The organism is Vibrio sp. 1F255, from assembly GCF_041439145.1.
Lineage (GTDB): Bacteria > Pseudomonadota > Gammaproteobacteria > Enterobacterales > Vibrionaceae > Vibrio > Vibrio crassostreae_C.
In genome coordinates, this window is the sequence record NZ_JBGONQ010000038.1 from 1 (window position 1) to 12,933 (window position 12,933).

Consider the following 12,933-nt stretch of genomic DNA (forward strand, 5'->3'; position numbering starts at 1 on the left):
TCACAATAATTCATCAATCTTAATTAGATCACATTTTTACTTTAATTGGTATTATTCCGGCACATATCAGAAAGCCTAGTCTGACGACTAGGCTTTCGTCGTTTCCAGTATCTGAGTTTAGTATTCGTCTTCGAGTTTTGTAGAAGCGTTCTCCGTTCGATGATCTCGAGCTCTGATATTCCGACATTTATTATCAAGCTCTGCTCTCTCTAACAGCGCTTGATTACGTAGGTTTATATTTGTGGCTATTGATTCGATGATTAACTTTTCCAGAGCATCTTGAAAGCTCTATCTCCTACCAATTTGAACTGGCTGATAAAAATGCCTCGTTTCTAATAACAAGGTTTTGTTGGTCGGTAACTCTTGCTATATCCCTTCTACTTAATAGATGAATCTACAGGCAGTTACGTGAACTCCCCGGTTATAACGGTTTATAGTTGGAACATTGATGTCTATTTAATTGTTAATTCAGCGTGATTTTAAGTGGGTATCTGTCTGCGGGTAAATATCTTTAAACGCCTTCTTTCAAGGTGAGACTCATTTAATCTTGGGCTTAAAGGTGTCACTTTTCTCTATGGCTCTTCCTGAGTCTCTTCTCTGGGGTTGTTTATAAGAATGGTAAAACTACGTACAGACATAATTAAAGTCGTTCTCCGTCTGTTTGAGAGGCCCGATTGAGCAATTTCATGATTAGTTGGTTTGGTAGCATTGGATGGGTAGGGTTCGAGGCGTTTGGTTTATAGGTATTGTAGAAGTTATCTAGGGATAAGTAACAGATACAAAAAAGCCGATGTTAGACATCGGCTTAGTTTGAGTCACTTTGAATTAAGCGGGTTGAACTAGAGCGAGCGCTTTACGAGAAACCTCGTGAGCTGCTTTCGTTAAGTTTTGCTTCTCTAGGGCGTCAGATAGATATCCGTAATCTGAAACATTTGAGCGAAGTGCTAGGGCTTTTTCGAAGTGGCTTTGTGCTTCCGCCCACTTCTGCTCTCTTAAGTAGAACTGAGCCAGAGCGCTGTGTGCTTCGGCATTACCACTGTCTTTACTGATTGCACGTTCTAGCATGACCACTACTGGGTGGTGATCGGCTAGATTCAACTCTGGAAGCAACATGTAGAGCTCATTTGAACCACTCTTCGCAATGTTCTCTTTGATCACTGTGAACGCTTCTGAGTCAGCTTTGCGAGCGATCAGTTGCTTCACAAAGCAAGATACAAGGTGCGAACTTTGTTTCTGCTTTCTTGAAAGCTTGTTCCAATGGCTGATTAAACCTTCGCTACCTTGTTGTTGAGCTACATCATGAAGTAATCCACATTGTGCTTTCTGTTCTAATTCACGTTGCTCATCAGCTGTTAGAAGTTTGTTCTTAACTAATTTAGGCGTTAACTCTAGCAATGGCTGCCATAACTTCAGTTGCAAGTAAGTGGCTTTTAGCAGGCCAAGTACAGCAGTGTTATTAGGGTATGTGCCTTTTAGGGTAGAAAGTGTATCGAATGCAGCTTCGTAGTTTGACTCGCTGATTTGCTGTTTAGCTTTAGTTAGCTCAACCGCCAGTAGAGAGTCGTCCTGTTGGCTAGCAAGCTCGATGTACTTATCACGCTCACTCGTATTACCTTGTTCGTGCGCCGCTTGAGAAGCGACTAAATAACAAAGTAGAGGCATGTCGTGATGGTTAGCCCAACGAGTTACTTTCTTCTCAGCGCCTTTCCAGTCACCTTCAAGTAGCTTGATAATGCCTTCATTGGTATAACGACGAGAACGTTTCAGCTTACGAACACTGAACCAGTTCCAAGTTGTCGAGCTTGCGTACATAAGCTTTTTAAATAGGTACTCTAAGCCGAATAGAGCCGCTAGAAGAGCAATGACAAGGATAACCAGTGTTGTCACGCTCATCTCAATAGTCTTATTCGCAATTGAGATCAGAACGTAGCCTTGTTGACCAGAGAACTGAGTACCAACAATTAACCCAGCACCTAGAACGAGAAAAAGAAAAATCCAACGAATCATTATTTTTCCTCCGTGGTCATAACGGTGACTTCACGACGTAGGCGCTCACGTATCACATCTGACAACTCATTTTGAGATTCAAGCTTTACAGGATATTTCACAGAGATGTTCTGTTCACTTAGCTGTTTAATCGCTTTCTCAAATTCAATCACTGAGTTGTTATCTTGGTTTAGATACGCTTTCGACCACTCGCTAGCGGTATTAAGAGCTGCGCTATAGAGTTCACCTTGTTCTTTGTAGACGGCGCGAATCGCGGTTTCTAATTTACCTTTGATGTTTTCACGCAGGTAGAAGTGTTGTTCAGGAGAGAGTAGAGGGATAACTTCGCCATCACGACTACGGAAGGTAATGAAGTTTTCTGAGAAGTCTTTCATCGACGTCATCAGGTTGTTCTGCCAATCATTAATATCTTGCGATACCGCTTTTTTCTCAACAACCGCAGCTTCCGGAAGAATCGCATTGGCAAGCGGCAGTGTATCGACTTGCTGTTGCAAGCTTGTGATACGCAGAACTAAGCCGTCACGGTCGATCAGAGGAATAGTGCGAAGCTTGGTAATGTCATTGGTCATTGATTGACGCAGTGACACTAAGCTCGGGTCATTCAGTGCGGCGATACGTTGATCGGCGCTTTCCATTAGTTTGGTTGCACTAACGGCATCATGCTCGAGGAACAGTTTACGTCCTGCTAGTTTCACAAGGTAATCAGCTTCAGCAAGCAACCAGTCATTCGGGCGGCGACCTTTCACGTCAGCCACTGCTAACTGCAGGCTTTGAATGCTCTTCTGCTGTTGAGATTGCACGACCTGAGTTTTCTCCACCGCGTGTGAGGCTTCTTGGATAGTCTCTTGCTTGATGGTTTGTAGGTCTTTATTTACCGCAGATTGGGTATTTTGAAGTTGTGCTTGAAGAGCGGCTATTTGAGCCGAGTATTCAGCGCTCTTTTGCTGCATTTGAAATGCGATACCGCCACTGAAGATAATTGAAATAGCGATCGCAATAGCGCCTAGTTTGACACCGCGCTTACCTTGCTTTTCTGCTTTCTCTATTTGCTCTTTATGCTCAGCTTGAGGCTGCTCATTTTTAGCGGTATTTGAAGCAGAGGCATCAAGCTTCTGTTCAGGTTGTTTTGTCTCTGTAGAGTCAGCTTTTTCGTTTTCAACAACTACTGGCTGAGTATCTTGTTTCTTTTCAGGTTCAATATGCTCATTATTTTTTTTGCTTGTCATGCTTATTTCCTGTTTCTAGCTAGGGCCGGAGAGCAGCCAGTAATATTTGGTTCGTAGCACTGTGAGTATTGGTCACATTCGAGAAGCCGAGTTGTTGTGCTCGTTCTACAATGCGCTGGCTTGGGACAAATAGATGTCTTGTTGAAAGCCAAGCCAAATACTCATCAGGGGTAATTGAGCAGAGATACTCCAATTGTTCCTGACTAGTGATGACAACTTTGGACGTTTTTTTGTTTATCCATGTTTGATAGGTATTGTGGTCGCTAATAGGAATATATTCTCTACGGTAGGTCTCACAATAAGAGACTTGTGCACCTCGATTGAGTAGAGAATCTCTAATGAGCTCACGCCCACCATTGCCACGTAGTATCAAAATGGACTTATTTTCTACGCCATTAAGTTCAGTAAGTTTAAGAAGATGTTCACTATCACTAACTTGAGGATAGTTTACTTTTTGTTTACAGACTTTGCTTAAAACGTGCGCAGTTTTTTGACCAACGCCAAGATAAAGCGGCGAAGTAGGCCAAATGGATGAGGTTTTTGAAAGGATGCTTTGGGCAGCCGCCACGGCGTGGTGACTGACTGCAATAATGATATCGCTGTTATTAAGCTGGGTGCTTAAATCCGCAGAGTTGGGATTATCCACGATACGAATCAGCGGATGATGGATTGCTTGAACCCCTTCATCCGCTAGTTGTTGGCAAAGCGATTGTCCCTCTGAACCGGGACGAGTCACCAACACTGTCATGATTATTCTTGGTCAACGTAGAGCTTGGTTAAGATTTCTCTCGCGCCATCATCCAGCAATTGATTTGCCAGAGTCACGCCAAGTGCTTCTGCATCTTTGCGAGGGCCAGAGATCTCACCACGAACCATCTTAGAACCGTCCGGTTCACCAACTAATGCACGTAGCCAGATGTTTTCGCCATCTAATAATGAGTAGCTGCCGATAGGAACCTGACAGCCACCTTCTAGGGTAAGGTTCATTGCACGTTCGCACAGTACACGATCAGCCGTGTCTTTATGATTCAGTGGTTCAAGGAGTTTAATCAGACGCTCGTCATCAAGGCGACACTCAATACCAACAGCGCCTTGGCCAACAGCAGGGAGAGACTGCTCTGGTTCGATGAAGCTACGAATACGCTCTTCTAGCTCTAGACGTTTAAGACCTGCAGCAGCCAGTACGATCGCATCGTATTGACCATCATCGAGTTTACCTAGACGAGTACCAACGTTGCCGCGCAGCTCTTTGATGATCAGATCTGGGCGGTATTCTAACAGTTGGCATTGGCGACGCAGACTGCACGTACCCACGACAGCACCTTGTGGGAGTTCGTCGATGTTGTTGTAAGTGTTTGATACGAAAGCGTCACGCGGATCTTCGCGCTCACAAATTGTTACCAGACCTAGACCTTCAGGGAAGTCGACAGGTACATCTTTCATTGAGTGAACCGCTAGGTCAGCACGACCTTCTAGCATGGCTACTTCAAGTTCTTTAACGAACAGTCCTTTACCACCCACTTTAGCAAGCGGAGTGTCTAGGATGATGTCACCTTTGGTCACCATAGTTACCAACTCAACCTCTAAACCAGGGTGAGCAGCTTGCAGTGCATCCCTTACAAAGTATGCCTGCCAAAGGGCAAGAGGGCTTTTTCTGGTCGCGATACGGATTGGTGCTGAATTTGTCATGGTGTTTCCGATATAGGTTCTGTAATAGCCTAATCCTACCATTATGAGGCGAGAATTCTTACTGTTTGATCATTCCATACTTTGATAGCTGAGAGATTTTCATGAGTTCACCAAAATAGTGTGATTAGTATCTCATTTGAAACATGGGCTATTATTAGAAATAGTCAATAAAGAGGACACTACGGCGCCGTGAGTTTAACTTTCTGTCATCAAGGAATTGACCAGTATGACGGGTTCCTTTGCTTTACCATTAAGGGTAAAAGTGTTAAATTGATCACGTTTTGTTGCTCCTTTCGTTCAGTAACTAAACAGAACTGCACTTAACCTCAAACCAAGGACTTACCTTGCAGGCTTACACTCAAACTTTGATTCAACGATTAGACAATCTAAATCAGCAGCGCATTGATCGTGCGTTGGCGTTGATGAATGTGCAAGGCCAGCGAGTATTCAACCTTATTCCCGCACTGCTTCACTTCAATCACCCGATGATGCCTGGTTATTATGACCAACAAGTTCCTTTTGGAATTCGTAGCTTCACGCTTAATGAATTCCAAAAGCAATTTGTCTCTGATACCGAATTAACGCTGGGTGGCAAACTCACCGAGACGGATGAACCAGCAATCCTTGGCTTGTACACCATGGGTAGTACTTCTTCTATTGGTCAAAGCACTTCAAGTGATCTTGATATCTGGGTGTGTGTTTCCCCGGATATGGATGGCGCCTCTCGCGATAGCCTAACCAACAAGTGTCTCTTGATTACCGATTGGGCTGAAACCTTGGGAGTAGAAGCGAACTTCTTCTTGATGGATGAAGAGCGTTTCCGTTCGAACCATTCAGAAGAGATGACCGGCGATAACTGTGGTTCTTCACAGCACTTATTATTGCTTGATGAGTTTTATCGCTCTGCGGTTCGTTTGGCTGGTCAGCGTTTGTTGTGGCAAATCATTCCGCCAGAAATGGAAGAGTGTTACGACGAGTATGTTCAAGGTTTGTGTCAGGATGGCTATCTTGATTGCTCGCAGTGGATCGATTTCGGCAAGCTGAATCGCATTCCCGCTGAAGAGTACTTTGGTTCAAACCTGTGGCAGCTCTATAAGAGTATCGACTCACCGTATAAATCGGTTTTGAAGGCGATCCTGTTAGAAGCCTATTCATGGGAATACCCAAACACCCAACTGCTGAGTATTGATACCAAGCGTCGCTTCTTCGCGGATGAACCGGATCTGTATGGCATGGATAGTTACTATCTGATGCTTGAGAAGGTAACGCGCTACCTAGAGCGTATTAACGACCATACTCGATTGGACTTGGTGAGGCGCTGTTTTTATCTTAAGACCCACGAGAAGTTGTCACGAGATGCGGGCATTGGCTCCGTTGCGTGGCGTCGTGAAGCCTTAACCGAGATGACTAAGTCTTGGAATTGGGGACATGAAACCATTGCTGAGCTCGATAACCGCCGTAACTGGAAGGTTGAGCAGGTTAAAGTGGTGCACCATGCACTGCTTGATGCCTTGATGCTGAGCTACCGTAATCTGATTCAATTTGCGCGTCGTAACGACATCACTTCGGCAATCAGCCCACAAGATATCAGTATCTTGGCTCGTAAGCTTTACGCTGCGTTTGAGGTGTTGCCGGGTAAAGTGACACTACTGAACCCACAAATCTCTCCTGATCTGCATGAACCAGACTTGAGCTTCATCGAAGTTCGTCAGGGTCAGTCGAATAAAGCCGGTTGGTACTTGTATAAGCAGCCACTGGTAGCGCATCGTATTCTTGGTCAGCCTTCTCTAGAGCACCATGAGTACTTGAGTAAGTTGGTAGCATGGTCGTTTTTTAATGGCTTGATTACCGAGTCGACACGTTTGCACTCTGTGGTACGTGACGCTCACATCGATATCGATAAGTTCTATCAAATGGTGAGCGACCTGCGTAATACGTTTTCTTTGCGTAAGCGTCGCCCAAGTATGCAAGCACTGGCGAGCCCGTGTGAGATAAGCCAGCTAGCGATGTTCATCAACTTTGAAAATGACCCGACGTCTGAATTAAGTGGTCGTGCATTAAAAGTGGACCTCAAGAACGCCGATATCTTCAGCTTTGGTGAGGAAGGTAAGAGCTTAGTCGGCAGTGTCGACTTAGTTTATCGTAACTCTTGGCATGAAGTACGTACGCTGCATTTCCAAGGTGATACGGCAATGCTGGATGCGCTGAAGACGGTACTTGGCAAAATGCACCAAGATGCTTTACCGCCAGAATCGGTTGATGTGTTCTGTTACAGCAAAAACCTGCGTGGTGTGATGCGTAACATGGTGTATCAACTGCTTGCTGAGTGTATCGATTTACGATTGAAACCGATTGAACCCGAGAAGCGCCGCCGCTTTAAGGCTATTCGTTTAGCTAATAAGATGTTTGGTCTGTTCTTCGAACGTCGTGGTGTGTCGGTACAGATGTTGGAAAACTCGGTCGATTTCTACCGTAGCATCTCAACCAATAAGCTCAAAGGCTCACCTTTACTGATGCTCGATAAAGAGCAAGAGTATCAGCTACCAGAAGTGGTGGATGGTTTTGCGAGTGAGGGCTTGATTCAGTTCTTTTTCGAAGATACTGACAAAGGCTTCAATATTTATGTATTGGACGAGTCGAACCAAGTTGAGGTCTACCACCAGTACAGCGGTGAAAAAGATGAGATGATCGCGAGCGTGAATTCTTTCTACACATCGGTAAAAGATGAGTCGAAGATGTCGTCTAAGTTGATTAACTTTAACCTACCTCAGTACTACCAAATCGTTCATCCTGAAGAAGGCAATTCTTACGTTGTGCCTTATCGTAACGATGCAACTTTAGCTTCTCGGAGCTCAAAGATAGTTAACATCTAGTCTTACTAAGCCCGATTGATTTTAAAAAAAGGAGTGATTGATTCACTCCTTTTTAGTTTTGCTTACAAATGATTAGACCCAATCGATCGCTTCACCTGCGTGCTTCACGCATTCTTCTTTAACCATCTCAAACAGCTCCATGCCCGTCTTTGAACATGTCCACTTGTCGTCAACTAGCTTGAAGTGAAAGCCACCAGATTTAGACGCTAACCAGATTTCTTTCATTGGTTCTTGGCGGTTAATGATGATTTGGCTGCGGTTCTCAAACTCCAGCGTCATCACGTTACCAGTCACTTCGTAATCAATATCTGCCTCTGATTCATCGATAGCTTCTTCGATGTTTTGCATCTGTATATCGACCAGCTGATGAAATTCAGTCTCGTTCATCCTTTCTATCCTATTGCTTTTCCTGAGTGTGGTGCGATTATAGGGGGCATTGAGTTAATAATCACGATATGCAAAATGAAAAAATTAATTGCTGCTCTATTTATGATGTCCGTTATTGGACTTTCTGGTTGTGGTCAAACGGGTCCTTTGTACGATCCTGATGAAGTTCAGCAAACCGAACAATCACAATAAGTGAAAACACGCAGAAATCGTTATTTATAAGGGATAAGAACTTTGGATTACTTCAACTATCAGGAAGATGGCCAGCTTTGGGCTGAGGACGTCGCACTTTCACAACTAGCAGAGCAATATGGTACACCGCTGTATGTATATTCTCGTGCAACATTAGAACGCCACTGGAATGCGTTTGATTCATCGGTTGGTGAGCATCCGCACTTGGTGTGTTATGCCGTTAAAGCTAACTCAAACCTTGGCGTGTTGAATACTTTGGCTCGTTTGGGCTCTGGCTTCGATATCGTTTCTGGCGGTGAGCTAGAGCGTGTGGTTGCTGCCGGTGGCGATCCAGCAAAAGTTGTATTCTCTGGTGTCGGTAAAACAGCCGCTGAAATGAAGCGTGCGCTTGAGTTGAACATTAAGTGTTTCAACGTAGAGTCTGAACCAGAACTAGAGCGACTGAATAAAGTAGCTGGTGAGCTTGGTGTTAAAGCGCCGATTTCACTGCGTATCAACCCAGACGTTGATGCGAACACTCACCCTTATATCTCTACTGGTCTGCGTGATAACAAGTTTGGTATCGCTTTCGACCGTGCTCCTGCTGTCTATGAGTTTGCAAAAACACTCGATAACTTGTCTATCCATGGTATTGATTGCCACATTGGTTCTCAGTTAACGGATATCGAACCTTTCATCGATGCAACCGATCGCCTGCTTGCGCTGATCGACCAGCTACGTGCTAACGGTATCAACATCAAACACCTTGATGTCGGTGGCGGTTTGGGTGTGGTTTATCGTGATGAATTACCACCACAGCCTTCTGACTACGCGAAAGCTTTATTGGCTCGCTTAGACAATCATTCTGATCTAGAGCTGATTTTCGAGCCTGGAAGAGCGATTGCTGCTAACGCTGGTGTATTATTAACGAAAGTCGAGTTCCTCAAGCCAACAGAGCACAAGAACTTTGCCATCATCGATGCAGCAATGAACGATCTAATGCGCCCAGCACTTTACCAAGCTTGGCAGGATATTGTTCCTGTGAGCCCTCGTCAGGGTGAAACTGTGACTTACGATTTGGTTGGCCCAATCTGTGAGACAGGCGACTTCCTAGGTAAAGATCGTGACCTTGTTCTTGAAGAAGGTGATCTGCTAGCAGTTCGTTCAGCGGGTGCTTATGGCTTCGCGATGTCATCTAACTACAACACTCGTTCGCGTGCGGCTGAAGTGATGGTGGATGGCGATAAAACTCACTTGGTTCGTCAGCGTGAAGAGCTTACGAGTCTGTGGGAACTTGAAAACATTCTTCCGGAGTAATTTTAAGCGTTATGCACTTCCACTTTTCTAAAATGCATGGTTTGGGCAATGATTTCATGGTCGTGGACTGCATTACTCAAAATATTTTCTTTTCTCCAGATTTGATCCGTCGCTTGGCGGATCGTCACACTGGCGTGGGCTTTGATCAGCTACTTGTGGTTGAGGCTCCCTATGATCCAGAAACTGATTTCCATTACCGCATATTCAATGCGGATGGCAGTGAAGTGGAGCAGTGTGGCAATGGTGCACGTTGTTTTGCACGATTCGTTCGCATGAAAGGCTTAACGAATAAGTACAGCATCAACGTGAGTACCAAGAAAGGTAAAATGGTTCTCAAGATTGAAGAGAATGACCTGATCACGGTGAACATGGGCATTCCTGAGTTCGAACCCGGCAAGATTCCATTCAAGGCCAAGCAGCCAGAGAAGACGTATATCCTAAGAACGGATGTACACACCTTATTCTGTGGTGCGGTAAGCATGGGTAACCCACATGTGGTTACCGTGGTTGATGACGTCGACACGGCTGATGTGGACACCTTAGGCCCACTACTTGAATCACATGAACGTTTCCCTGAGCGTGTTAATGCTGGCTTTATGCAGGTCGTTAACCGTGAAGAAGTTCGTCTACGTGTTTACGAACGCGGCGCGGGTGAAACTCAGGCATGTGGCAGCGGAGCGTGTGGCGCAGTTGCAGTGGGTATCACTCAAGGCTTACTGGCTGAGAATGTGAAGGTTCGTCTACCAGGCGGTGACTTACACATTAGCTGGCAAGGCCCGGGTAAACCTCTGTTTATGACCGGCCCTGCAACGCATGTGTTTGATGGTCAACTTTCTTGCTAATAACGACCCAAAACAAATATATTCATAAAAATAAAGGATAGGTTTTGTCTTACGTTGAAGCCGACGCACTCACCGCAGAAGTGGTCGCGGAATATTTACGTGATAACCCAGATTTTTTCCAAGACCGAAAAGATTTGGTTGATCGCCTTGCTATCAATAACGTTGAGCAGGGCGCTGTTTCTCTGGTTGAGGTTCAGCTTAAACGCCAACGTCATCGAATCGAAGAGCTTGAAGAAGAGATCACTGGCTTGATGTCGTTGGCAGCAAATAACGATAAAACCTTCTATGAGTTTATGGATCTGCAAGCGCAAGTGCTGAAATGCAGTGACTTCATGCAGGTGATAAAAGCCGTTGAACAAAAAGCGTTAGATCTTGGGCTTAAGGCTCATGTTCGTATTCTTTCGCAATCTGGCTTTTATCAGTTGAGTGCTGAGGGTTACTCTAAGTTTTCGCTTAACCATTTCAATGGCAAAGATGCTTATCTTGGACGCTTGAGAAAAGCCGACAGACACGATTTGTTTGGTGATTATCCAGTTCCAGAGCTAGGCTCTTATGTAGTACTACCGCTTGCTAAGCAGTCTCCATTGGGTTTGCTCGCCTTTTCTAGTGAAGATGGCGGACATTTCCAACCCCATATGGATACGCTCTTTTTACGCCATTTAGCACTTGTTGTCGCTCATTTGGCGGACACCTTACCTTGGCAGATAAATAATGAGCCTAGAGCCCAAAATACCTCTTCCTAACAGCCTTCAAAAGCCACTTTCTCGCTTCTATGAATATCTCCGAAGCGAGAAGGGACTCAGCCTACACACCCAACGTAATTACAAACAACAACTTGAAACCATGGCCGGTCATTTAGTCACTCTAGGGCTAAAGGATTGGGGTCAAGTCGATGCGGCGTGGGTCAGACAACTGGCCAGTAAAGGCATGCGTGAGGGAATGAAAGCGAGCAGCATTGCAACGCGCTTATCGTCACTGCGCAGCTTCTTTGATTTCCTTGTGTTGCGTGGCGAAATGACCGCCAATCCAGCCAAAGGTGTCTCTGCACCTCGCAAACAACGCCCTTTGCCTAAAAACCTCGATGTTGATGAAGTGGGTCAACTGCTTGATGTGAATGAGGACGATCCATTGTCGATTCGTGATCGAGCGATGATGGAGGTGATGTATGGTGCTGGATTACGACTGGCAGAACTGGTCGGCATCAATCTGAAAGATGTGTTGGGTCGACAAGGCGAAATCCGAGTGATTGGTAAAGGCGACAAAGAACGCAAAGCGCCTTTTTCTGGTTTAGCTAAAGAGTGGGTCGATAAATGGCTCAAAGTTCGTGGTGAATTGGCTTCACCGGGTGAAACCGCGCTGTTTGTCTCTAAGCTCGGGACTCGTATCTCTCACCGCAGCGTGCAAAAGCGCATGGAAGAGTGGGGCAAGAAGCAATCTGTCGCGAGCCACATCAGCCCGCATAAACTGCGTCACTCCTTTGCAACGCATGTGCTGGAATCGAGCCAAAATCTTCGTGCTGTGCAAGAGTTGCTTGGCCATGAAAACATCTCGACGACCCAAGTGTATACCCACTTAGATTTCCAACACTTAGCACAAGCTTATGATCAGGCTCACCCGAGAGCTCGTAAGAAGAATAAAGATTAGATTAAAGGGTTTACTATGCGAATTTATCGAGGGTTAAAGCCCATCAAAGCCATGACCTTTGACTTGGATGACACCCTGTATGACAACTGGCCTGTGATCATGAAGGTTGAGAAAGAGATGGCACAGTGGCTTTATCAAAAGCACTCAGTGTCGGCTTCTTTATCGCTTGAAGAGTGGCAGGGCATTAAGCAGCAAGTCGCATCTGAAAACCCAGCTTTGAAACATGATGTCACCGTGTGGCGTGAAACTCAGATTAAGAGTGGTTTGCTGCAATTGGGTTACTCTCTGCAGCAAGCAGAGCAAGCGGCTCGAGAGGGCATTGAGCATGCCTTGTGGTTGCGTAATCAAGTCGATGTCCCTCAAGAAACGCATCGAGTGATGACTGAACTTAGCCAACGTATTCCTCTGGTTGCGATTACCAATGGCAATGTCGATCCACACAAAATTGGCTTAGGGCTGTACTTTCAATTAATCCTTAAAGCCGGCCCTGATGGCAGAGCAAAACCCTATCCAGATATGTTTGAAAAAGCTCAGCAACACCTAGGTTGTGACGCTGAGAATATTCTTCATGTTGGCGATCACCTCAAAACGGATGTCTATGGAGCCAAGCAAAATGGCTTCCAAGCGTGCTGGTTTAATGACACTGGTTCCAATTTATACCGCTCCCCGAAGGCGAGTGTGCTCCCTGATGTTGAAATAGACCAACTTAGCGATCTTATGCGACTAATTTAAAGACCTCTGTAAGCTTATTGTGTCGCATTTATGATATTGAATTGT

At 45.2% G+C, this 12,933-nt stretch carries 12 protein-coding genes; 7 read left to right on the top strand and 5 right to left on the bottom strand.

Features of this window, described 5'->3' with window-relative positions; genetic code table 11:
* Nucleotides 1-825: 825 nt before the first annotated feature.
* The 4 genes from ACED41_RS18495 to hemC are packed head-to-tail and all read right to left on the bottom strand — an operon-like array spanning nt 826 to nt 4,922.
* A complete protein-coding gene (locus ACED41_RS18495; RefSeq protein ID WP_371725445.1) occupies nt 826-2,007 on the bottom strand; it encodes a heme biosynthesis protein HemY in 1,182 nt (393 codons plus the stop codon).
* Nucleotides 2,007-3,233 (bottom strand): uroporphyrinogen-III C-methyltransferase, encoded by a 1,227-nt coding sequence (locus tag ACED41_RS18500; protein WP_017061006.1) that lies wholly within the window; start codon nt 3,231-3,233, stop codon nt 2,007-2,009. The genes ACED41_RS18495 and ACED41_RS18500 overlap by 1 nt, the downstream gene beginning before the upstream one ends.
* Nucleotides 3,234-3,252: 19 nt before the next feature.
* A complete protein-coding gene (locus ACED41_RS18505) occupies nt 3,253-3,981 on the bottom strand; it encodes a uroporphyrinogen-III synthase (protein ID WP_017061007.1) in 729 nt (242 codons plus the stop codon).
* 2 nt (nt 3,982-3,983) lie between these two features.
* Nucleotides 3,984-4,922: a hydroxymethylbilane synthase gene (gene hemC, locus ACED41_RS18510; RefSeq protein WP_017061008.1), complete on the bottom strand. Its 939-nt coding sequence runs from the start codon at nt 4,920-4,922 to the stop codon at nt 3,984-3,986.
* A gap of 344 nt (nt 4,923-5,266) precedes the next feature.
* Between hemC and ACED41_RS18515 the strand changes: the two genes are divergently transcribed.
* Nucleotides 5,267-7,795, top strand: coding sequence for a class I adenylate cyclase (locus ACED41_RS18515; protein ID WP_017066755.1), 2,529 nt, complete (start codon nt 5,267-5,269; stop codon nt 7,793-7,795).
* A 72-nt stretch (nt 7,796-7,867) separates the two neighbouring features.
* Here ACED41_RS18515 and cyaY read toward each other — a convergent pair whose 3' ends face one another.
* Complete coding sequence (gene cyaY / locus ACED41_RS18520; RefSeq protein WP_017061010.1) at nt 7,868-8,182, bottom strand: iron donor protein CyaY; 315 nt, start codon at nt 8,180-8,182, stop codon at nt 7,868-7,870.
* On the opposite strand from cyaY, the gene ACED41_RS18525 reads away from it, so the two are divergent.
* From ACED41_RS18525 to yigB, 6 genes are read left to right on the top strand one after another with little or no spacing between them, the layout of a single operon-like run.
* On the top strand, nt 8,162-8,374 hold the full coding sequence (locus ACED41_RS18525; RefSeq protein ID WP_029235158.1) for a lipoprotein: 213 nt from the start codon (nt 8,162-8,164) through the stop codon (nt 8,372-8,374). The two genes, cyaY and ACED41_RS18525, sit on opposite strands and share 21 nt — an antisense overlap.
* Nucleotides 8,375-8,416: 42 nt before the next feature.
* Nucleotides 8,417-9,670 carry a diaminopimelate decarboxylase gene (lysA, locus tag ACED41_RS18530; protein ID WP_017066756.1) on the top strand — a complete coding sequence of 418 codons (1,254 nt, stop codon included), beginning with the start codon at nt 8,417-8,419 and terminating at the stop codon, nt 9,668-9,670.
* 11 nt (nt 9,671-9,681) lie between these two features.
* Nucleotides 9,682-10,512 carry a diaminopimelate epimerase gene (gene dapF, locus ACED41_RS18535; protein WP_017061013.1) on the top strand — a complete coding sequence of 277 codons (831 nt, stop codon included), beginning with the start codon at nt 9,682-9,684 and terminating at the stop codon, nt 10,510-10,512.
* Nucleotides 10,513-10,556: 44 nt separating this feature from the next.
* Complete coding sequence (locus tag ACED41_RS18540) at nt 10,557-11,255, top strand: DUF484 family protein (protein WP_017061014.1); 699 nt, start codon at nt 10,557-10,559, stop codon at nt 11,253-11,255.
* The gene (gene xerC / locus ACED41_RS18545; RefSeq protein ID WP_017061015.1) at nt 11,224-12,156 is read left to right on the top strand and encodes a tyrosine recombinase XerC; all 933 of its coding nucleotides are present in this window, start codon (nt 11,224-11,226) and stop codon (nt 12,154-12,156) included. The genes ACED41_RS18540 and xerC overlap by 32 nt, the downstream gene beginning before the upstream one ends.
* Nucleotides 12,157-12,171: 15 nt before the next feature.
* Entirely contained in the window at nt 12,172-12,888 is a 717-nt protein-coding gene (gene yigB, locus ACED41_RS18550) for a 5-amino-6-(5-phospho-D-ribitylamino)uracil phosphatase YigB (RefSeq protein ID WP_371725446.1), read from the top strand.
* Nucleotides 12,889-12,933: the final 45 nt, after the last annotated feature.